Origin of the sequence: Chitinophaga polysaccharea (genome assembly GCF_007829335.1) — a bacterium.
GTDB classification, from domain to species: Bacteria; Bacteroidota; Bacteroidia; order Chitinophagales; family Chitinophagaceae; genus Chitinophaga; species Chitinophaga polysaccharea_B.
Window position 1 is genome coordinate 157,865 of sequence record NZ_VIWO01000006.1, and the last position, 20,976, is coordinate 178,840.

20 protein-coding genes are annotated in these 20,976 nt (G+C 47.8%); 5 read left to right on the forward strand and 15 right to left on the reverse strand.

What is annotated here, in order from left to right; translation table 11 throughout:
* Positions 1-2 precede the first annotated feature (2 nt).
* The 10 genes from FHW36_RS19990 to bluB form a co-directional block, all read right to left on the reverse strand.
* On the reverse strand, positions 3-1,361 hold the full coding sequence (locus tag FHW36_RS19990; protein WP_145671364.1) for a RagB/SusD family nutrient uptake outer membrane protein: 1,359 nt from the start codon (positions 1,359-1,361) through the stop codon (positions 3-5).
* 11 nt (positions 1,362-1,372) lie between these two features.
* Positions 1,373-4,708 (reverse strand): TonB-dependent receptor, encoded by a 3,336-nt coding sequence (locus FHW36_RS19995; protein WP_145671365.1) that lies wholly within the window; start codon positions 4,706-4,708, stop codon positions 1,373-1,375.
* Between the two features lie 38 nt (positions 4,709-4,746).
* On the reverse strand, positions 4,747-5,709 hold the full coding sequence (locus FHW36_RS20000) for a FecR family protein (RefSeq protein ID WP_145671366.1): 963 nt from the start codon (positions 5,707-5,709) through the stop codon (positions 4,747-4,749).
* Between the two features lie 414 nt (positions 5,710-6,123).
* Complete coding sequence (locus tag FHW36_RS20005) at positions 6,124-6,714, reverse strand: RNA polymerase sigma factor (RefSeq protein ID WP_145671367.1); 591 nt, start codon at positions 6,712-6,714, stop codon at positions 6,124-6,126.
* An 83-nt stretch (positions 6,715-6,797) separates the two neighbouring features.
* Positions 6,798-7,670: an alpha/beta hydrolase gene (locus tag FHW36_RS20010; RefSeq protein WP_145671368.1), complete on the reverse strand. Its 873-nt coding sequence runs from the start codon at positions 7,668-7,670 to the stop codon at positions 6,798-6,800.
* Between the two features lie 36 nt (positions 7,671-7,706).
* Entirely contained in the window at positions 7,707-8,297 is a 591-nt protein-coding gene (locus FHW36_RS20015; RefSeq protein ID WP_145671369.1) for a TetR/AcrR family transcriptional regulator, read from the reverse strand.
* Between the two features lie 44 nt (positions 8,298-8,341).
* On the reverse strand, positions 8,342-9,046 hold the full coding sequence (locus FHW36_RS20020; RefSeq protein WP_222429133.1) for a LytR/AlgR family response regulator transcription factor: 705 nt from the start codon (positions 9,044-9,046) through the stop codon (positions 8,342-8,344).
* A gap of 31 nt (positions 9,047-9,077) precedes the next feature.
* Positions 9,078-10,265, reverse strand: a complete 1,188-nt coding sequence (locus FHW36_RS20025) for a DUF4407 domain-containing protein (RefSeq protein ID WP_186452537.1) — start codon at positions 10,263-10,265, stop codon at positions 9,078-9,080.
* 7 nt (positions 10,266-10,272) lie between these two features.
* Entirely contained in the window at positions 10,273-11,781 is a 1,509-nt protein-coding gene (locus FHW36_RS20030; RefSeq protein WP_246121196.1) for a sensor histidine kinase, read from the reverse strand.
* A 100-nt stretch (positions 11,782-11,881) separates the two neighbouring features.
* Positions 11,882-12,559 carry a 5,6-dimethylbenzimidazole synthase gene (bluB, locus tag FHW36_RS20035; protein WP_246121197.1) on the reverse strand — a complete coding sequence of 226 codons (678 nt, stop codon included), beginning with the start codon at positions 12,557-12,559 and terminating at the stop codon, positions 11,882-11,884.
* A 116-nt stretch (positions 12,560-12,675) separates the two neighbouring features.
* On the opposite strand from bluB, the gene FHW36_RS20040 reads away from it, so the two are divergent.
* From FHW36_RS20040 to FHW36_RS20050, 3 genes are read left to right on the forward strand one after another with little or no spacing between them, the layout of a single operon-like run.
* Entirely contained in the window at positions 12,676-13,086 is a 411-nt protein-coding gene (locus FHW36_RS20040) for a Dabb family protein (RefSeq protein WP_145671371.1), read from the forward strand.
* A gap of 9 nt (positions 13,087-13,095) precedes the next feature.
* Positions 13,096-13,584: a DinB family protein gene (locus FHW36_RS20045; RefSeq protein WP_145671372.1), complete on the forward strand. Its 489-nt coding sequence runs from the start codon at positions 13,096-13,098 to the stop codon at positions 13,582-13,584.
* A gap of 17 nt (positions 13,585-13,601) precedes the next feature.
* Positions 13,602-15,533 (forward strand): gamma-glutamyltransferase family protein, encoded by a 1,932-nt coding sequence (locus FHW36_RS20050; protein ID WP_145671373.1) that lies wholly within the window; start codon positions 13,602-13,604, stop codon positions 15,531-15,533.
* 109 nt (positions 15,534-15,642) lie between these two features.
* Here the strand turns inward: FHW36_RS20050 and FHW36_RS20055 are convergent, their stop codons facing one another.
* The 5 genes from FHW36_RS20055 to FHW36_RS20075 all read right to left on the reverse strand — a co-directional run bounded on the left by FHW36_RS20055 (position 15,643) and on the right by FHW36_RS20075 (position 18,921).
* Positions 15,643-16,347, reverse strand: coding sequence for a hypothetical protein (locus FHW36_RS20055; RefSeq protein ID WP_222429134.1), 705 nt, complete (start codon positions 16,345-16,347; stop codon positions 15,643-15,645).
* A 56-nt stretch (positions 16,348-16,403) separates the two neighbouring features.
* The gene (locus FHW36_RS20060; protein ID WP_145671374.1) at positions 16,404-16,769 is read right to left on the reverse strand and encodes a winged helix-turn-helix transcriptional regulator; all 366 of its coding nucleotides are present in this window, start codon (positions 16,767-16,769) and stop codon (positions 16,404-16,406) included.
* A gap of 243 nt (positions 16,770-17,012) precedes the next feature.
* Complete coding sequence (locus FHW36_RS20065) at positions 17,013-17,525, reverse strand: hypothetical protein (RefSeq protein ID WP_145671375.1); 513 nt, start codon at positions 17,523-17,525, stop codon at positions 17,013-17,015.
* A gap of 20 nt (positions 17,526-17,545) precedes the next feature.
* The gene (locus tag FHW36_RS20070) at positions 17,546-18,034 is read right to left on the reverse strand and encodes a DUF4240 domain-containing protein (RefSeq protein WP_186452538.1); all 489 of its coding nucleotides are present in this window, start codon (positions 18,032-18,034) and stop codon (positions 17,546-17,548) included.
* Positions 18,035-18,102: 68 nt separating this feature from the next.
* A complete protein-coding gene (locus FHW36_RS20075) occupies positions 18,103-18,921 on the reverse strand; it encodes an ATP-grasp domain-containing protein (RefSeq protein WP_145671377.1) in 819 nt (272 codons plus the stop codon).
* A gap of 140 nt (positions 18,922-19,061) precedes the next feature.
* Here FHW36_RS20075 and FHW36_RS20080 point away from each other — a divergent pair, with 140 nt between their 5' ends.
* Together FHW36_RS20080 and FHW36_RS20085 are read left to right on the forward strand one after the other, a co-directional pair.
* Positions 19,062-19,661 (forward strand): RNA polymerase sigma factor, encoded by a 600-nt coding sequence (locus FHW36_RS20080; RefSeq protein ID WP_145671378.1) that lies wholly within the window; start codon positions 19,062-19,064, stop codon positions 19,659-19,661.
* 94 nt (positions 19,662-19,755) lie between these two features.
* Positions 19,756-20,925 carry a FecR family protein gene (locus tag FHW36_RS20085; RefSeq protein ID WP_145671379.1) on the forward strand — a complete coding sequence of 390 codons (1,170 nt, stop codon included), beginning with the start codon at positions 19,756-19,758 and terminating at the stop codon, positions 20,923-20,925.
* Positions 20,926-20,976: the final 51 nt, after the last annotated feature.

Genomic DNA, 20,976 nt, shown 5'->3' on the forward strand with positions numbered 1-20,976 from the left:
TATCAATAACCAGGATTTTGTACTACTTTCTTATCAGAAGCCTGAAGCGATTTAATGGGAATAGGCAGGATATACCGGTCCTTGCCCATAAAGTTGGGCTTAAATGTTTTGATATCCAGTTCCCCTTTGCTGGCAAACCTTACCAGGTCGTACCACTCTTCGCCGCTTTCTGCGCCCAGTTCATATACTTTTTCTTTGCGGATAGCTTCCAGCAGACTAGCGGGGTCGTTGAGCGTGATATCAGGCATCAGGGCTCTTTTTCGGATGGTATTCAGCGCAACTTTGGCATCGTCAAGTGAACCACCGCTTCTGACGATGGCTTCAGCCTGCACCAAGTAAATTTCCGCCAGGCGGAGGAAGTACTCTGTATCTGAATTGGCAGGCGCTCCATCAACTGTACCGGCAATGAACTTACCATTTCGTACGCGGGTGCCTGTTACCCTGATGGCCATGGTATCGCGTGCATCACCTTTCATAAATGCCTTATAATAAGCCGAAGGAACAAACCAGGTATTGAAAGCATAAGCTTTATTATTGATGTTGGTACCCACGTCATAAGGTGTTTGCAGGATCACCTCTTTGGTATTCAACGTTTTCTTGGAGAACACAATTTTAAAAGTGTCTTCCAGGCTACGCTGGCGACTGGTGGTTACCTGCTTCGCCATGGCAGCAGCTTCTGCATAACGACCTTCATACAACAGTACTTTTGATTTCAGGGCGCGGGCTGCTATTTTAGACGCGTAGAAGGTACTGGCAAATTCACCGGTTTCATTGATGGCCTCATCCAGGTCTTTGTTAATCACATCATAAATCGCCTTAACCCCTGACCGTGGAATCACTTCTGCATCTTTTACCGGGTCCAGACGCAGTACCAGTCCATAGTTAGAGGTAGTATCATAAAACTGTCCGAATAAGCGCAATAAGTAAAAGTAGCTCATAGCGCGGAGGTATTTGGCTTCCCCGATGATCCTTGTTTTACGCGGATCACTGCCACTTAACGCCGATGTTTTGGTGATAATATGATTGCTCATATTAATCAGTTTATAGCCTCCAGAATACATACTTTCCAGCCAGTAGTCTTCGGTAGGCACATTATTCTCCCCATAACCAAAACCCATCTGGGCGGGATCCATGGTGAGTCCCATCAGGCTGGCGGCTGCCGGCATATAGTAGTTGAAGGCCAGGGTGCCTCCATTCAGAATACCATAAGTGCCATAAAGAGCGCTTTGGGCTTTTTCAACAGAAGTGATGGCATTGGCATCTTCCAGCTGATTTACCGGCGCCACGTCTGTTACGTTCACCAGTTTACAGGAACCAAATAATAAAGAAGCTGAGATAATCGCTATAATATGCTGTTTCATGTTTTTTTCGTTTATAGGTTAACGTTAATACCAGCGGCAAAAGAGCGGGTCAAGGGATAAATATTGGTATCTATCCCTTGTGAGAAGTTGCTGGCGGGCGCCATATTCACTTCCGGATCCAATCCTTTATAACGGGTGAAAGTGAGCAGGTTAGTGCCACTCAGGAATGCCCGGATGCTGCTGATACGTACCCGGCTCAATGCAGGTGTATTAAACGTGTAGGCAACCTGTACATTTTTCAGTTTCAGGTAGGAAGCTTTTTCAATAAAGAAATCCGACGTACGGCCATTCTGGTTAGGATCGCCCGTTACGATGCGGGGTAAGCTGGCGACTTTGTTGGACGGAGACCAGGAATCATACAGCATTTCTTTTGCATAGTTATTGGTATACCCATTAAAGTACACCACGTTTTTTCGGCCGCGGTTATCCAGCGAATTACCAATGCTGAAGTTGAGGAAAGCAGTAATCTCCCATTTTCCTATGCGCACAATATTGTTCCAGCCACCGAAGAAATCGGGTTCTGATTTACCAATGATACCACGGTCATCATCGGTGATACGGCCATCGCCGTTCACGTCTACAAATTTCAGGTCGCCGGGAGCGGTGCTGGATGACTGGTAAAAGCCACCGGGTGCTGTTTTGTTGAGGGCATCAATTTCTTCTTTCGACTGAAAGATACCAGCCGTTTTGAATCCTTCAAAATAACCCATGCTGCGGCCTTCTACCAGCTGACCGTTGAGATCGAAACCGCCATTCAGCTTTTCTACCCGGCTGCGTATACGCGTAATGTTTACATCGGTGATATAGCTGAAATGCCTGCGACGTATCACATCGCTACCAACTTGTATTTCCCAGCCACGGTTGGAGAAGTCGCCTACGTTATAGTATTGCTGGGCTGCACCTGTTTCCATCGGAATGCTGCGATACAGGATCATATCGCGGGTATATTTTTTGAAGTAGCCGATGGTGCCTCGTAATCTACTTTTGAACATAGAGAAGTCTACCGCTGCATCAAGCTGGTTGGTAGACTCCCAGCGGATATCCGGGTTAGGTACATCGTTTACGATCATACCATTCTTCTTGTTATAGAAACTACCGGAAGTAAACAGGGTGGTATACTGGAAGTCAGAGAAATTGGCACTGCCGGTTTTACCCAATGACATGCGCAGTTTCAAGTCTTCCAGCCAGGTAGCGCGCTTCATAAAGCCAGCTTCCGACAAGCGATATGCGATGGCGGCAGAGGGGAAGAATGCCCAGCGGTTACCCGGGGAGAATTTAGTTGATTCATCGGCCCGGCCGGTAAAGGTGAAATAGTACTTACCGGCGAAGTTATAATTGGCCCGCAGGAAGTAAGATTGTAACCCACTGATGGTACCGCCGCTGCTCCAGTTGTTCAGGATGCTGGCGCCGCCGAGATGATTCAGGGATTCATCGTCAGAAAAATTATTCGATTTAATATTGGTAAAATCGCTTTTGCTTTGCTGGAACGACATACCTGCTACTGCATTGATATTGTGGCGGCCAAAGCTTTTCAGGTAAGTGAGCATGTTATCAAAAATGCGGGAATTACTGTTATTGATATAGTCTTCCCGGGAGCCTGTTCTGGCGTTCCTCATTTCAAACACATCGGAGGCAGGCGTATAGCCTACCATATTTCCTTTTACAATATTATAAGAGAGATCCGAACGCCATCTCAATCCTTTCCAGAGTTCTATTTCTCCGAAGAATGACAGGAGCATATTCTGGCTCTTTTGCTGGTTAATACGACTCAACATGGCTACCGGATTGGCAGAGGAACTGTCCGGCGTAGCACCATATCTTCCTAAACTATCATAAGGTGGCACATCCGGGCGATAGCGGATAATATTATAGTAAGTGTTACTGGTATTGGTTTCCATTACAGCATATGCCATATTGGTACCGAGACGCAGCCGGTCAAACAAAGTAGTTTCAAGACGGCTTCTCAGGTTATAACGTTTAAAGCCGCTGCCCCTGATAACGCCGGCCTGGTCTGTAACGCTACCAGACACAGAATACAGGGTGCTTCCGTTGTTGGATCCACCGTTGATATTCAGGTAGAGATTGTTGGTCATACCCGGGCGTGTCAGCAATTTTTGCCAATCGGTGCTTACACCGGGGTAGAGCGTAGAATCTTTAGGCATCGGCCGGCCAGCATTGCTATAGGCTGTTTGTACCGCTTTCAGGTACTCGTTGCCGTTCATCATATGCTGCTTCTTCGCGAAATTATCCATGGTAGCGGTATATCCTACGGAGATATCTGCTTTAGGACCAGAGTGTCCTCTCTTGGTAGTGATGATCACCACACCGTTGGCAGCGCGGGAACCATAGATCGCCGCAGCAGAGGCATCTTTCAGGATGTCCATACTTTCAATATCTTCCGGGTTCAGGCTGGCCAGCGGAGATATTTGCCTGTTGATATCGTTGGCATATTGCGCATTCCCCTGGCCATTACCTACTTCAAAGGGCACTCCATCAATTACATACAGGGGCTCGTTGTTACCGTATACAGAGGTACCACCACGGATGCGTATAGAGGCCACTGCTCCGGGTGCACCGGTAGATTTTACGGCGTTCACACCGGCGGTGCGTCCTGCGAGGGCGGCGTCGAAAGAAGTAGTATTCATTTTCTTCATATCGTCTGTTTTCACAGATGATACGGAACCTGTCAGGTCTTTCTTATCTACTTGTCCATATCCCACTACCACGATACTCCCCAGCGTCCTGGAATCTTCAGAGAGCTGTACGTCCATTTTGTCGCCCGTGATAATGAATTCGCGGGATTGCATGCCTACGGCAGAAAATACGAGCATATTCTTGTCGGTGGGAACTTTAATGGCAAAGGCGCCGTTTTCATCGGTGGCTGTACCACGGGTCGTTCCTTTTACCAGGATTGAAGCGCCGGGTACCGGGCTTTTTTCTTTAGCGCTGGTAACGATACCGGTAATGGTACGAAAAGCAGCATGGGCAGTTATTTCCGCTTTCACGAAAATTACGATACCATCATTCATGGTGCGGTACTGCAGGTTGGTATTCTGCAATAACGCATCGAGTATCTGGGTGATACCGGCATCCTGGAAGCTGAGCGTATTCACCGTATATTTCTTTACATCACTTTCGTTGTAGGAGATGTTGACCGCGCTTTTCGTCTGCAATTTTTTCAGGCAAGAGGCGATGGTTTCGTAGCTGAAGTTAATGGTGGTTTGCTTCTGCAGGTACGACTGTGCCGCAGTGCGTAACTGCGCCGCCAGGCATAACAGCAGGCATAGCAGTATTACTTTCACGCGTTTCTTTTGGTTGATGTTGGTTGGAAAAATTCCATTGTTCATAAATAAATGGTATTTGGTATGAATGGTAAAGTGCTTTATCAGCAAGGCTGACCGCTGATGACGATTTCTTTGTTGCGAACAGTATAAGTGATGTTATCGATCAGTTTAAGGAGATCCAGTACTTTGGTAATAGGCTCTTTATCGTTGAAATGCAGGCTGTTGATACATTGTTTCATCTTATCATTACTAAATCTGATCTGGTAACCATAGATATTTTCCAGTTTTACCGCCAGTTCTTCCAGGCTTACATTGGTGAGATAGATATCTCCATTGCGCCAGCTGTTTGATTGGGCAGCGTTGGCTGTTTGGGTAGCAAATGTGGCGAGGCGGCTGTTGTACACCACTTGCTGGCCGGCGCCCAGCACTACTTTGCGCTGCTGCGGATCCGTTACCTGTACATTACCGCTGGTAACGGTTATTTTCTCTTTTACCAGGCGGGTATAGGCGGCTACGTTAAAAGAGGTACCCAATACCTGTACTGCCAGGTTCCGGGTGTGCACCACAAAAGGATGCGCTGCATCCTTGGCTACTTCAAAAAATACCTCTCCATTGTTCACGACAAATTCGCGGTGGCTGTGAAAGCTTGCATTATAGCGGAGGCTGGAGCCGCTGTTGAGCCATACGACAGAACCATCTGGCAGGGCCATTTTCAGGCGTTTTCCGGCGGGGCATTCCAGCGCTACCCAGGAAGGCCGGGCTGGTGTGGGAGATGAAGGCAGCAACCATTTCAGACCGATCAGCAATAGTAAGATGGCTGCCGCCGGCCACACGTACCGCAGCCAGCGGGATAATTGTTTCACTGGCACTGGCTGTTCGTATAATGCAGACAGCTGCTGCCAGGAGGCTTCCTTCAGTGCTGTCCTTTCTTCTGCCCCTGGCATGTTGGCCGGCATGGCGTCGAGGCTTTGGTACCATTGCTGTAAAAACAGCTCCTCTTCCTGGCTGAGGCCCTCCTGTTGTTGCTTCTGTAATAAAAAACGGATATACCGATGATTGAGCATAGTTGGTTCTTGATATGGTAAGTACAGGGAGGGGGATTGATCGTACCAGCCAGTTAAAAAAAATTTATTTTTCTCCGGGCACTAAAAAGGCGGCCATCTTCTCGCGAAGATGGCCGCCTTTTTAGTCTTTAAAAGAACAGCTATTCCTTCAGCAGCGGATTATTTGCTAATGCCTCCAATGGAATCTGGATGGTGTAGCGCGGATCGCCTGCTTTCAGGGTATATGTTTTTCCTTTTGGCGGTAAATATTGCTATTACTGATCTTCTTAACAATATTATTTCCCTTGGCGTCTTTTCCATAGTATAGATAGTATAGCTTCGTGCGCGCAAATCGCCGGTAGCATCGTACAGGGAAAACAGTTTATCAGAAACGATCATCGGGACGAATGATTGTGCTACGAAGAATGGGGGTAGTTATTTCCCGGTAAGTATACTTACAATAATCACGAGTAAGGTAGGATCTACTTTGCCTCGCAGGTGTTCCTTCATTTTTTCGGTAGCGCGATGTAATTGGTTCTTCACGGTTTGTACCGATAAAGACAGATGTGCGGCTATTTCTGCGGGAGATAGTTGTTCTTCCCTGCTGAGCATAAAAATTTCCTGCATACGGGGCGGCAGTTGCGCAATAGCATCGTTGATGATGTGCTGCAATTCTTTCAGCGTAAGTTGCTGGGCCGAGTTATTATGTGCAAAGGTGGATTGCCATTGAGTTTCCACGATGTAACGAAGTTTTACTTCGTTGCGGGCATAGAGGTTAAAGATGCGGTTGCGGAGAATGACCTGCAGGTATGGAAACAACGATTCCCTTGGTTGCAGCGCTGCACGCTGTTTCCAAGCAGTCACAAATACTTCCTGCACTACATCACGGGCTTCCTCGGCATCCTGCAATCTCTTAAAGGCAATATTAAAGAGCGGATCCCAATACCTCTGGTATATGAGCCGGAATGCCTCTAAAGGTTGCGAATGCACCAGACCAACCAGTTCCTTGTCTGTTATATCATTCATGCCACCAGCAAATTAACGGGAAGGCCACAAGATAAGACAAACAAACTGGATTTACATCGTATACATTTTTATTTAATGTCAGATCAGGGAGCCGACAGGAAAGTCATAATACCATTCAGCACCTTGGTATCGCGCATAATCCGGAAGTGTCCTTCGCCGGTAATGCGGAGCGATTGGATAGCGGGGTATTGCTGCAGGTAGTCATCTATTTCTGTGGCCAGGGCCAGGGTATCGGTGGTATCGTAGCCCAGCCAGATCTTTTCTGCTTTTATACCGTTGATGTATCGGTGCATATCCATATCGGAGAGGTCTTCCCGCAGGCGGGTACGGATCAGTTGCTGCAGTTTGGGCATTACCACCGGGTGAATGCGGAATAAGCGGAGCGCTTCATTGAAAAAGACCGGGGCGCTCAACGCCGTGCTTAGCAATACCAGGCGCGGTACGGCCACATTTTTACGGGAGAGCGTCAGTGCTGCATTGAGGGCGCCAAACGAGTGGCCTATCACCGCGTAAAAAGGAGCTTCTTCCTGCATGACCTGTTCGAGCACATGCATCCATTGTACCAGGTTGGTGCGTTTTCCACCGGAGAGGCCGTGCGCGGGCGCATCATAGGATACTACCTGGTAGCCTTGTTGCAGCAGGGCAGTGATGAGCTGTTTGAAATGCAGCGGACTACCTCCCCATCCGTGCAGCAATAAAATTTTTGGTCCTGTACTTCCCCAGCGATAGGTTTTTACTTTCAGGGGGGTATTGTCGAAAGGATAGCTGCTCACCTGCAAGGACTGCATTACCGCCTGGTTGCGGAGTTCCACATGGGTGGACCGGAGTTTGCCTGCTGGTGGCGTACAGTACAGCCGGTAAAAAATCCGGGCAGTGGCGCCTGGAAAAGGGCGGCTCATGGCGGAAAGCACTTTTCCCGCCATGCGGAGCGACAAGGGTAAAACCTGGTGTTGCATTTTAGACCGATTGGTTTATTTTTAGCAATAAAAAAATCACAGCATGTGACGTTTCATTTCTTCCCGTAAAGCGTCTATTACTACCAGCATTTGTTTATTATGCCCCAGCACCCCGCTGACCAGTATAGCCCCTTCCAGCATGCTAAACATCCTGATGGCAAACTTCCTTTCGTCCCAGTCCTCGCGAAACTCGCCGTGCTCCTTTCCATACTGCACCATCTTTGCAATGCGGGACTGAAAATAGAGCACCAGTTCACTGACTTTCTTCTTTAAGCCGGGGTTGGTATCGTCGGCTTCTACACCGAAATTGAGCATAGGACAACCGCCGGATACCGTTTGTTCCATCGGAAAGCGTTCGTAGTGAGCAAACAGGGCTTCAAATTTCCCGGCAGAGGTAGTAGCGGCGGCGGTTACGTTTTTCAACCGCTGTTTCTCTTCTTCCACCATATAGTCAAATACTGCCATTACGATTTCCTCTTTGGAGGAAAAATTGCCATACACTCCACCCTTGGCCAGTTTGGTGGCCTTCAGGATATCACTGATAGAAGTACCGGCCACTCCCTTCCTGTTGAAAATAGGCGCCGATTTTTCTATGATAAACTGCCTGGTGAGTTCCGCTTTTCCCATAGAGAGATAAAATTAGACCAATCGGTTTAATTTAACAAAAAAATCTACAGGCTTAAGATACGCTCAATAGCGGGCGCGTAAGCAGCCCCGATGGGAATAGGTACATTTTTGATATAGAGCGCGTTCCGGTCGGCCCGCTCTATTTTGTTGTTGGCGACAATATAGGAACGATGTACGCGGGTGAAAGCATTGATGGGCAGCAGATCTACTGCCTCCTGCATCGACAGGCGGGAAATCAGCTTACGGTCGCTGAGAATAAAATTGACGTAATTGCCGGCGCTTTCCAGGTAGAGAATATCATCGAGGACAATACGGAATTGTTCATAACCGCTTTTTACGAAAATGTAATCCGGCTGCTCTTTTATTACAGGCGTGCCTGTTTGCTGTTTCAACTGCAAAAGGCTGTGGGCTTTATTGCAGGCCTTCATGAAACGTATCAGGGAAAAAGGTTTCAGCAGGTAGTCGATGGCATCCAGCTCAAAACTTTTCACGGCATGTTCAGAGTAAGCGGTGGTAAAAACGGTCATGGGCGGTGTGGGCAGGCTGGACAAAAAGTCCAGCCCTGAAATATCCGGCATTTTGATATCGAGAAACAGCAGGTCTACTTTTTCTTTACTCAAAAAGTCGATGGCATCAAATGCGTTGGTAAAAAAGCCTTTCATTTCCAGGAAAGGCACCATGGCAGCATGATTTTTAATAACAGCCAGCGCCACGGGTTCATCATCTATTGCTATAGCAGTCAGCTTCATATGGCTATTTTACGGGTAAACAATATAGGGATTAACTGATCCGGCCCAGTAACAATTTTTTGGCTTGTTGCCAGAGTTGGTGATACTGGCGGTTCTCGCGTTGCCGCCAGTCCCTCACCAGGGTTTCCGCTTCTTCTTTGCGGATGTCGCGGGTAGATTCGAAGAGATGATCCACCGTTTCTTTATCTGCCGCCAGGGCTGCTGCCTGGTAATGTTCCTGCAATGCTTTGCCGGTTTGTGTTTCCAGTTCGGCAGCGCTGACACCGTTGGCCGTAGCAGCTGCTATTTTTTCATCGTATTCTCCTTTGGGCATCAGTATTTTGCTGAGCAAAGGCATTACTTCTATCAAGGTGATAATGAATACAATGAGGCGATATCTTTGTTTTACCGGCGGATGTGTTTCTGTTAATTCCTGCAATGCCTCCACCTGTGCCAGGAAGCCATTGGTCAGGGTGCCCAGGTACACCACTTCCTTGGTGCTGTCCACACTGTGCATGCGGGCTATCTGCGCCTGCAGCTGTTGTTGCTGCGGCTCCCAGGCGCGCTGCAAGGTTTGCAGTTCTTCTTCTGATTTCAGGTAGGCCGACTTTTTCACCCGGGCAATGTCCGACTCTCCTATCCTGCCGGAACCACCGGTGCCATCGGTTTCTTTGATATAACTATCTTTGTATACCTTCATTTCGGCGGCCTTTTGCGCCAGCTGCTGCTTTCCCTGATCCAGCGACTGCTGCAGGGTTGCCATCTGGCCGGCATTGAGCTTTACCAGTTGCGCCCGGTAGGCGTCCAGCTTAGACTGTTTACTCAGCTCCAGCTGCGCATCAATGTCTTTCTTAAATAACATTAATACCACCGGTTGGGAAATAAACAAGCCTATAGTAACGGCCAGGACTAAACGAAATATTACCGGCATCACTTTTATACTGCCATTGGTACGCGACATGGCTGCAATCAGCGTACGATCGACCGACAAGATGGCGAATCCGAAAAACAGGGCCAGTCCCACTACGATCATATCATCGTTTACCACGGTGGAAAAGAAATATCCCCAGGCCAGGGTGGCAAACATCCAGGTAACGAGCACGGATATACCGATAATGCGGTACCGTTCTTTCTCCGTTCTGCAATCTTTTAATATATCTGCATCAGCAGCGGCCAGCCACCATAAAAAACGGGTCATGCCGTCGGGCGCTGCGGTCACTTCCTCTTCTCCTTTTTTCATCTCCTTATTATTTATTAACATCAATAGTCAGATGGACAAAAAATTCTGTGGCAGTATGGCGAATACTCAACTCATGCCGGTGAGGATACAATAAGGCCAGTCTTTCTTTTACATTATTCAATCCTATGCCCATTCCTTCGCGTTCTGGATCATTTTCCGGCCGCGGATGCACACTGTTGTATACATCGAAAAATATTTGTTCTGCGGTGCAACTGAGAGAGATAACAATGCGGGAGCGATGTCTTAAACTAATACCATGTTTAAAGGCATTCTCAACGAACGGGATCAGTAGCATAGGCGCTATCTCATGCTGGCACTGACTTTCATCAATATTTACTTCTATCAGGATATCAGGAGAAGATAACACCCGCAGTCGCTGTAAAGCTATGTAATTCTGGAGATACGCCACCTCTTTATCCAGTGGTATTTTTTCCAAATGGTTATCATGTAGCATAAAGCGCATCATATCGCCCAGTTTTTGAATGCCTTCGCTGGTACGGGCGGCCTCTTCCTGTAGAGCGGTGCCGTAGAGGGTGTTGAGCGCATTAAATAGAAAATGGGGATTTATCTGGGAACGGAGGAAGTCGAGATTGGCGGCAGAATGCCCCAGTGCCTTCTTCAGCGTTACCACGGTAGCCTGCTGCTGCTGCCGGGTTTTAAACAGCAACCAGCTGAGCGGAGCCACAATGGCAGCGGACACGAAAATACCAGTGGCGCCCAGGGCCACAAACCAACCGCCATTCCGGTGCCCGATAGCCCGGCAGATCAGCGCCATCAATACATTGCTGCCCAGGATGGTAAAAATGGCATCCCGCAGCATCAGCGCCCGGTTATTGGAGGCGGCATATTCAGGCAGTACCTTATAACGCAGCACAAAAAACACCACGATAGACGTAGGCCCGAAGAAAAATATCATTAACGCCGTGTCTCTCGAATCGCTGAATGACAGGCAAAAAAGTACCACGATCAAACCGCTGGCCCAGAAAATTTCCGTCATCATTTGCCGGAAAACAGGGTCTTTCATATAACGGGGGTAAAACAGGTCCAGCAATACCCTTCTCACATAATAATAAATCACATATAGCACACCTGAAAATACGGTGGTAATAAAAGCCGATTTGGCAAAATGCGTATGCGCCCCCTGTATAGTATCATATACCCCAAACAGGTAACCGCGGTAATAAGAATCGGCCACCATCATCATCAGGAAATAAAATACTCCCAGTGGTAACAACATCAACATGCCTTTCACCCATTTCTCCCGCTCAAAAAATTCCGGCACAATGATAAAATTCACCAGCAGAAACGATGCGTATATCAGCACCACCCGGCCCATAGTGGGCAACAGGTAATGCAGGTAATAGTCAAATACCTGGTGGTATTGCGCAAACTTATGCCCATAAATACTTTGCAGCTCAAATACGTTGTAAATGATACTGGGATACAACAGCGAAAACAGCAGTAACAGGAACACTGCTGTTACGAAACCAAATTCGAATTTCTTAAATTGATTCATAAGGAGAAAGCATTATATCGCAATATTAGCCATTACACGGTAGCTGCCACCCTAAAATGGGATGAAAGTACCGGAATATGGGGTGAATGCGAAAATAATGTTAATAGCCTTCTTTGAAAACAACCGCTTCTTTCATTTTCCGTTTCTCCCACTGTAATATTTCCAGCTCCGGCTGCGTAAAAAATCCGTCTGTATATCCCACACATAAATATGCGACCAGCTTATTGGAAGACGGCGCACGTAATACCTGCTTTACCTTTTCAGGATCCAGTATGCTTACCCAACCTATACCTATATTCAGTGCACGGGCCATAAGCCACATGTTCTGCACCGCGCATACCACACTATACAAGCCTGCTTCGGACATGGCTGTTTGTCCCAATACCGGCTTGTCAGACGGCTTATAGAATACCGCTATATTCAGCGGTGCCTCCATAATGCCTTCCAGTTTAAGACGTATATATTCTGGTTGCTTTTCTTCGCTGAACTGGGGTATGGCCCTGGAATTTTCCTCCTGGAAAGAGTTTCTTACCTGTTGCTTTACCACTTCATCGCGGATCAACACAAATTCCCAAGGCTGGGAAAATCCTACTGAAGGTGCGTGCAGGGCCGCTGTCAACAGCTGGTCTATCACCGCCTCTTCCAGCGGAACAGACAAAAAACGGTTACCTCTCACATCTCTGCGATGAAGAATAATATCCTGTAATATCGAGACTGCTGCTTCATCAAAATATTTACCTTCCATGGAATAACGGGCGTTAGCCGGCAAATATAACATGTTATCGGAACGGGAAATAAAACGTTTATGAAAACAGTCGATAAGTGTCGCCCCAACAGCAATAATTATAATAAATCACCAATCTTTATTATTTTCATCACCTCAACAGCATACGTATGAATACCTCCAACAGGCGAAAATTTTTAGGAACCGCAGCTGCGCTGGCCGCCGGCACAGCCGCAGCTGCAGCAATCCCTTCTGCAAATATGGAAAAACGTTATCCGATTGTACATCATGTATTTTTCTGGCTGAAGAACCCGGACTCCAAAGAAGACCGCGATAAGCTGGTTGCTGGTGTAAAAACATTATCAAAAATTGAAACCGTAAAGGAACTGCGTGTAGGCGTAGTAGCGAGTACGGAAAAGAGAGACGTGGTAGACAACAGCTGGGCAGTATCTGAACTGATATTTTTCAGCGACCTGGCCGGTCAGGCTACCTACCAAACCCACCCTATACACCTGGAGTTTGTGAAAAACTGCAGCCACCTGTGGGAAAAGGTGATTGTATATGATGCAGTAGAAGTATAATACTACGCTATGGCAACAGAATACTGGATGAGTGGGCCGGTAGATAATATACCGGCATTACTCCAGCCTGTAGCACATGCGTTGCTACAGGCCAACCTGGAAATTAATACCCTGATGCAGGACTTCCCCGAAGAAAAATTGTGGGAAAAACCTGCTGGTATTGCTTCTCCCGGCTTTCACCTGCAGCATGTAAGCGGTGTACTGGACCGCCTGTGTACCTACGCCCGGGCGGAAGCACTGAGCGAAGCACAGCTGGCAGCGCTCAAAGCAGAAGGCACTCCCGGCCCTTCCCTGCACGATTTGCTGGAACAATTTGATGCACAGGTACATAAAACCTTACTGCAATTGTCGGCCACACCGGAAAATACCCTCACCGAATTCCGGGGCGTAGGCAGAAAACAACTTCCTTCCACCGTACTGGGCCTGTTGTTTCATGCAGCAGAACATACCATGCGACATACCGGCCAGCTACTGGTGACGGTAAAAGTACTGTCGTAATCCTTTAAATTAGCGCCATGAAACGCTTACTCATCCTTTTCCTGCTGCTGGGCAGCTACACTGGTATGCAGGCACAGCAAACGCAGAAACCGCCATTACATGGCAAAAACTGGATGGCCGTTACCGGGAAACCACTGGCAGCCACCGCCGGCGCCATGATCTTCCAACAACGAGGCAACGCCGTAGATGCCGCCTGCGCCATGCTGGCCGCTACCTGCACCATGTGGGATGTACTCAGCTGGGGCGGCGAAACCCAGGCATTGATTTACAATCCGAAAACAGGCAAAGTAATCGCCATCAACGCCCTGGGCGTAGCGCCTACCGGTGCCACCCCTGCTTTTTATAAAGGAAAAGGCTACGACTTTCCACCGGAATATGGCCCGCTGGCCGCCGTAACACCCGGCACCGTAGGTGGACTCTGTTATATGCTGGCCGAATATGGCACCATGAGCCTGAAACAGGTACTGGCGCCAGCCATGGAAATGGCCGCCGGCTATCCTATCGAGGCGCAAACGGCCAACAGTATCGAACGTGGCAAAAAATATATCAAAGAATGGCCCTATAGCAAAGCTGTCTTCCTGACCCACCCCGGTGAAAAAAGAGAAGCACCTGAAGCGGGAGAAATCTTTGTGCAGAAAGACCTGCTGGCCACCCTCAATAAATTGGTAGCGGCCGAGGAAAATGCCCTGCGTCAGCATAAAAGCCGAAAAGAAGCCATCATGGCGGCGTATGATCGCTTTTATAAAGGCGATATCGCGGCCGAATTTGTAAGAGGCTGCCAGGAACAGGGCGGACTGATTACGCTGGAAGATCTGGCTAAATGGAAGCCGATAGAAGAAACGCCCCTGCACGTGAATTACAAGGGCATAGACGTGTATAAACTACAGGAATGGACACAGGGGCCTATGCTGCTGCAAAGTCTCAATATCCTCGAGAATTTCGACCTGAAAGCCATGGGATATAACAGCACCGAATATATCCACACGCTGTACCAAACCATGAACCTCGCCTTTGCCGATCGCGATTTTTATTACGGCGATCCGGCCTTCAATAAAAACCCTGCTATCCAGGGATTGTTGAGCAAAGAATATGCAAGGGCCAGGGCGCAACAGGTTAACCGAACACACAATGATGCGGATGCAGGTCCGGGCGATCCTTATCCATACATCGGTAAAACCAATCCCTACCTGCATTTCCTGCAGGAGCGTACCCAACTCACTGATACCAGCAATGGGCGGCAGCCTGGTGGCTTTGTGCCTAAACATGATGCCGCGTGGCAACAAACTATCGCAGACCTGAGCCAGGTATACGCTGCCAACAAAGTAGACAGCGCCTATATGGACCGGCTGTGGCGTGGTACTACCAGCGTGGAAGCCGCCGATAAAGACGGATGGGTAGTATCTATTACTCCCAGCGGAGGATGGCTGCCCGCCTGCATTGCAGGGAAAACAGGCATAGGCATGAGTCAGCGTGCACAAAGCTTTGTGCTGGATTCCGCTGTATGTCCCTTCAACGTGATTGCCGCCGGCAAACGTCCGCGGGTTACCCTTACGCCCTCACTGGCGTTGAAAGAAGGTAAGCCTTTCCTTTGTTTCGGTGTGCAGGGCGGCGATACGCAGGATCAAAACCTGTTACAGTTTTTCCTGAACGTAGTGGAATTTGGGATGACGGTACAACAAGCCACCGAAGCGGCTAACTTCAATACCAACCAATTGTGGTTATCGCTGGGAGGCAGCACGATAAAAGACCGGGAGCCCCGCCCCGGAAGCATACTGTTGAATAATAATACCAGCGAAAAAACGCGTAAAGCACTGGAGCAAATGGGCTATCACCTCAGCTTTGGAGAACGCACCAGCGGCCCTGTAAACGCTATTTACATAGATCGCGCGCATGGCAGCCTTTGGGGCGGCAGCAGTAACCATGGCGAGGATTACGGAATAGGCTGGTAATGTAATAAAACATAAAGCACAAAGCATAAAGCTATTGAAGCGAATGCCCAGTGCGATTTTTAATATTCGCAAAGATCAATCGCTTCAATAGCTTTATGCTTTGTGTTCTCTATTCCAGCGTTTTAATCCACACTTCATGAATCGGATCCCCTTTGGAACTTAGTCCACTGTGATCCCATTCGTTGCCGTTTACTTTGCCTTTAAAAGACAACGCGGCGCCCACCCGGGTATTATCGCGGGAAAAGAAGGCGATTTTTTCAGTGTAAGTACCGTTATCAAATGTATACGTACCTCCTCCTGTTCCGAAGAATTCGCCGGTAGACAAGTTCACTGCCACCCATTGAAAGCGGGTACCCGTAAGGATCTTGAATGTTTGGCGTGGGCCATCGGGAATAGTATTCATTTTTCCGTTGTTTTCCCGGGCTGTAATTTTCCATTTACCGGCAAGCGGACCGCCGCCATCATCAAGGCGGGTCCACCGCTGACTGCCACCACCAATAGCATTGGTAACCAGTTGACCGTTTTCCATCGTTACCGGCACACGGGCATTTTGTCCTACCTGGTTGGGATTAGCCGTATTAAAGGAAATAGCCACGGTTGTTTCTCCATTACCTGCCTGTTGCCAGGTGCCACCATAGGTGCTTACAAAATCTGCGGCCCGGTAATCAGTCACCGTAAACCAGGAGGGCGTTATCAACAATACGCTGGTGATATCTCCGGACGTGGCTGTCCATGCCCCTACCGGCGACTCCTGTGCTTTTACTATCCCCAGCGATGCCAGCAACAAGGTTAAACATATGAATAGCTTTTTCATAACATAGCTTTTGATGATAAAAGATAGCATATAGATGGCAGAAAAGAAAGCGCAGATTATTTATACAGATGTTGATCCTGTATATAATCAATGCCATGCGTTTTCAGATAGGCAATTCCCCATTCGCTGGCAAACACATACAGCGGTGCCAGGGACTTACCCATAGCCGACAGCTCATACGTAACCCTGTAGGGCTTTGCAGACAGTACTGTTTTTTCTATCAGCCGGTCCCTTTCCAGCTCTTTCAACTGTTGACTTAACATCTTCTCAGACACTCCTGGCAGGTTATCGCGGATATCTGCATAACTTCTTTTTGTAAAATAGTGGAGATGAAAAAGGATCAGCAATTTCCATTTTCCACCAATGAATCCCAGGGTTACATCTACGGGACAAGTGTATGTTTTATCGTGGAGCGTAATCATAAACAACGGTATAAAAAACCACTACAAGATAACAACGATTAGGCGTACTTCCATAGCAACGCACAGGACGGCCTCCGCAAAAGCGCCGTCTTCCCTCTTTCCTTCAGCTGGTGAAAGATTTTCAGAACGATATCGCAGCAATGAAACATTGCCAGGTTACAGCAAACCGATAGCAGCGACAAAAAATTAACAAGGGATTTACAAACACCGTATCGCTGTGGATATGCTGTACTGGCTCGATAACTACGCTTCTTCCAGCGCGCGTTTCAGGATATTGAGGTAACCGATGCGTTGTTCTGCATAAGACCAGCTTTCTGACAACAGGGCCCAACAAACCTGGCGTTCCAGTGCAATGGTAATCACTGGTTTATTTTCCTCATCAATAACGCCTTCGAGTACCAGTTGCCCGAAACCGGTGGCAATGATGGCCGTATCCAGGATGAATATACACTGGTGGGCGTCAAATACCGGGTCTTCCATTTGCTGCGCGATATAATCACGGTCCAGCAGGGTTTCATTGTAATCTTCAAAGGGCATATCCCCAATGGATTCAATGGCCCATTTCAGGCACTCAATAGTAGGGGTGTGCGGATGGGTTTTCCGCCATTCGAGGAATTCAGTCAGGGCGTTTTCCCCTTCATCAGAGCCGAAAGGGGCCAGTTCATCTGAGCAATCCCAGAAAAACTCGTCCTGCATCAGTGCAATAGCTCGTGGATGCGCATGCACTTTAGCAATACCAAAAATTTCTTCACTCATAGGAATGTATTTACGGTTAATTATACTTCCCATCCCCGGGAGTTGGAACAGGTTTCAATACAATGAATGGTATTACGTTCAAATTCTTCGCCAAATAATTCCTGGTAAACCATATAGCCGATAAAACCTACGATTTCCGCCTCTGCATCAGCGGTTGCCATGGCCGGCTCCCGGTCGATCTTATCATAATAGGTTTGCCCCATGCCTACAATAAAACAACGGCAATACAGGAATCCATCATCTGAGCCATCCGTATATGCGTGAATATCCTTTCTGTCGATATGGTATAGTTTTTCTTCCATAAGACGGTTAAACCCGGTCAGTGTCTCTTTATCAAGTCCTAATAAAACATCCCTGATATTGTTCGTAATAGCGCCATATACCACACTGGTGAGATCTTCTATCACCACTGCATCATTGGTTTCCAATGCAGTATTACGCATTTCCAGCAATGCCGGGGAAGCTTGCCATGCCTGTTCTATAATCTCCCAGAATCTGCTGTCATTCATAAGCGTAACAATTAAGTATGATGAATGCAATATAGACTTCGCAAACGCATTGGAATTGCGTAGCCACATCAGGTCCGGTCATTTCTCCCTACAAAATATCCCGATACGGCTTCCACAATATCGGCAATTGCCGCGTGATAAAAACCAGCCGCATTCATACAGCCACACTCCACAATATAAAATTCTTCCCCACACAAACAGATATCCATTACAAACACATCGTGTGGCATGTATTCCCGGCAACGACTTTCTGCATAAGCGATTACTTCCGGCGGACAACCCGCTTCTTTTGTCAGCTTAAAATAAGTACGGTACTTCGAGGCCGCCACCACCTTTCCTACCACGATCCATAACCTCCACTCGTAGCGGATATCATAGGGCGTAGATACTACAATACGGCTGTCGGGCGACAAACTGGTGTTATCCCACATGGACAGCTGATCATACCATTTGCTCAGTTCACCAAACGACTTTGTTTCCCCTGCAAACGCTTTGTTATCATCATCCGGACGAATAAAAAACAACTTATCGGCCGCCTCATTCCTCGACATCAGTTCCCGGAAACTGGTAATTTCCGCATCGGCATTCAACATATATTTTCCCCACTGCCCGATATAATTCGCTATAGAAAACCGGGTATTGTCGAAAAATAAACCAGTCCTCAATTCTGGCCGTGCATCTACTAATGCACAGAAGGTCGTTGACCCGTAAAAAATGCTGCGGCGACTGGTGTCAAAATATGGCAGCTCAGCGGTAAAGGGAATGACATCGATCATTAAAAACGGAATGCCTTTTTGTTTACAGGCTAACTCCAGGTTTTCAAGGTCTTTCGCATGAGTAAGGTTCCGCTGAACCACCCATTGGATATCAGTGTAACGTTGTGGCATATGGTGAAATTACGTAATAATTCTATCCAAATCATACGCACTTGTGCCGATCCTGTCTACATAAATTATTTTATTATTAAATCCGTGTCCCCTAAATTTACTTTGTGTATTGATTTGTATGGGCACCAAAACCACCAAATTTGTCAAACAACTCCTTACCAGATGAACGTGAACTGCTGCAACTGGTTGCCGAAGGCAACGGGGATGCCTACACCATTGTGTTCCGGCACTACAGCCGGCAGGTATTTGACGTGGCCATGGTGTACCTGAAGGATGCCGGTATGGCGGGTGAAATCGTACAGGAAGTATTCCTGAAAATCTGGTTGAAAAGAACAGAGATGGACCAGGTGAAAAGCTTTAAAGATTACCTGTTTATCCTCACACGCAATCATATTTACGACAGCTTCAAAAAGCAGCTGGTACGGTTGAAAGCCTATGACATTCACCTGCAACACCAGCCAGCCACCCGTAATGATACCGACCACCTTTTATTACAGCGCGAATACGACGCCATGCTCGATAAGGCGGTAGCCGGGCTTCCTCCCGAGCGAAAAAAAGTATACCTGGCCCGGAAAGAAGGCTGGAGCAATGAAGAAATCTCCCTGCAACTCAATATTTCTGTGCATACGGTAAAAAAACAAATGAGCCTGGCCATGAATGCCGTACGCGCCTTTGTAAAAGCCCGTCTCCATAACGATGTTATCCCTTTCCTCCTGTTACTGATCACCCTCCGGAAGTAGTTTTCCTCCTCCTCAAAAAAAAATTTTCCCCGGGGATACTCCTTTTTTATTTGTCGCGCGTCTTTACCCATATCACCCTTCCAAAACCTTGTATATGTCCATGACGGAAGTACAGTTATTGCTTGAAAAATATAAAAATGGCCAGATCAGTGAGGAAGAGCTATTGCGCCTGAAAGCGATGGTAGCGACCGATGATTACGAACCGGAGATAAAAGCAGATATCCTGTCGGCTCTGCACAGCGATGTGCCGGATAGCGGCTGGCCGTCGGCAAACAGCGAAAAAATATTGCAGTCCATCCTGCAGACAAAACCCCGCAGCATTACACGGAAACTATGGTATGCCGCTGCTGCCTGTCTACTGGGCGCTACCCTGCTGGCAGGCAGCTTATATATTGCCCGGCAGCTCCAACACCCGGCGCCATTGGCCGCCGGCAAGCCGTCGCCGCTCGATCCGGGCACCAATAAGGCCATGCTGGTACTGGCAGATGGTAAAACCATTCCGTTGGACAGCGCCAATATCGGCTCATTGGCCAAACAAGGCAATACCAGTATTGTCAATACTCACCACGGCCTCTCCTACCAAGCAGATGGCAGCCCTGCCGCCCCTGTATACAACACCGTAGTAACACCGCGCGGCGGACAATACCAACTCACCCTGGCCGATGGCAGTAAGGTTTGGCTGAATGCAGCCAGCAGCATACGTTTCCCTACCGCCTTCACCGGCAGCGAAAGAGTAGTGGAAATTTCCGGAGAAGGCTATTTCCAGGTAGCCACCAATGCACAACAACCTTTCCGGGTAAAAGTGAAAGGCAACGCCGATATGGAAGTCAATGTACTGGGTACCAGCTTCAATATCATGGCCTATGCTGATGAACAAACCATAACTACTACGCTGGAAGAAGGCGCTGTGCAACTGGTGCATCGCAGCACCAAGGCCTTGCTGAAACCAGGTTTTGGCGGTAGCCTCACTACAGGTGAACACAATTTCCAGGTAGAAAAAGCAGATATGGAACAGACGCTGGCCTGGAAAGAAGGTAAATTCCGCTTCCGTAATACCAGCGTACAAACCATTATGCGCCAGATAGCCCGATGGTATAATATAGAAGTAGCCTACGAAGGCGATCTGTCTGATATACGCTTAACCGGGATCATTTCCCGTAGAGAGAATGCAGCATCCTTATTAAAAATTTTATCAACAACAAAACGCGTTCACTTTGACATCAATGACAACCGGGTCGTGGTAAGTCCGTACGATCCACAGTAACAACTATTTGTCCACTTATGAATTGAACTTTTAAAATTATTTGAGTTATGA

Excerpts from the sequence above, each read along its gene's own strand:
- FHW36_RS20030 (WP_246121196.1), bottom strand. The coding sequence starts at position 11,781 with ATGAATCAATTTAAGAAATTCGAATTTGGTTTCGTAACAGCAGTGTTC.
- bluB (WP_246121197.1), bottom strand. The coding sequence starts at position 12,559 with ATGTTATATTTGCCGGCTAACGCCCGTTATTCCATGGAAGGTAAATAT.
- FHW36_RS20070 (WP_186452538.1), bottom strand. The coding sequence starts at position 18,034 with ATGAATGACAGCAGATTCTGGGAGATTATAGAACAGGCATGGCAAGCT.
- FHW36_RS20075 (WP_145671377.1), bottom strand. The coding sequence starts at position 18,921 with ATGCCACAACGTTACACTGATATCCAATGGGTGGTTCAGCGGAACCTT.
- FHW36_RS20000 (WP_145671366.1), bottom strand. The coding sequence starts at position 5,709 with ATGCTCAATCATCGGTATATCCGTTTTTTATTACAGAAGCAACAACAG.
- FHW36_RS20025 (WP_186452537.1), bottom strand. The coding sequence starts at position 10,265 with ATGAAAAAAGGAGAAGAGGAAGTGACCGCAGCGCCCGACGGCATGACC.
- FHW36_RS20020 (WP_222429133.1), bottom strand. The coding sequence starts at position 9,046 with ATGAAGCTGACTGCTATAGCAATAGATGATGAACCCGTGGCGCTGGCT.
- FHW36_RS20015 (WP_145671369.1), bottom strand. The coding sequence starts at position 8,297 with ATGGGAAAAGCGGAACTCACCAGGCAGTTTATCATAGAAAAATCGGCG.
- FHW36_RS20060 (WP_145671374.1), bottom strand. The coding sequence starts at position 16,769 with ATGATTACGCTCCACGATAAAACATACACTTGTCCCGTAGATGTAACC.
- FHW36_RS20085 (WP_145671379.1), top strand. The coding sequence starts at position 19,756 with ATGTCCATGACGGAAGTACAGTTATTGCTTGAAAAATATAAAAATGGC.
- FHW36_RS20040 (WP_145671371.1), top strand. The coding sequence starts at position 12,676 with ATGAATACCTCCAACAGGCGAAAATTTTTAGGAACCGCAGCTGCGCTG.
- FHW36_RS20055 (WP_222429134.1), bottom strand. The coding sequence starts at position 16,347 with ATGAAAAAGCTATTCATATGTTTAACCTTGTTGCTGGCATCGCTGGGG.
- FHW36_RS20010 (WP_145671368.1), bottom strand. The coding sequence starts at position 7,670 with ATGCAACACCAGGTTTTACCCTTGTCGCTCCGCATGGCGGGAAAAGTG.
- FHW36_RS20050 (WP_145671373.1), top strand. The coding sequence starts at position 13,602 with ATGAAACGCTTACTCATCCTTTTCCTGCTGCTGGGCAGCTACACTGGT.
- FHW36_RS19990 (WP_145671364.1), bottom strand. The coding sequence starts at position 1,361 with ATGAAACAGCATATTATAGCGATTATCTCAGCTTCTTTATTATTTGGT.
- FHW36_RS20065 (WP_145671375.1), bottom strand. The coding sequence starts at position 17,525 with ATGAGTGAAGAAATTTTTGGTATTGCTAAAGTGCATGCGCATCCACGA.
- FHW36_RS20005 (WP_145671367.1), bottom strand. The coding sequence starts at position 6,714 with ATGAATGATATAACAGACAAGGAACTGGTTGGTCTGGTGCATTCGCAA.
- FHW36_RS20045 (WP_145671372.1), top strand. The coding sequence starts at position 13,096 with ATGGCAACAGAATACTGGATGAGTGGGCCGGTAGATAATATACCGGCA.
- FHW36_RS19995 (WP_145671365.1), bottom strand. The coding sequence starts at position 4,708 with ATGAACAATGGAATTTTTCCAACCAACATCAACCAAAAGAAACGCGTG.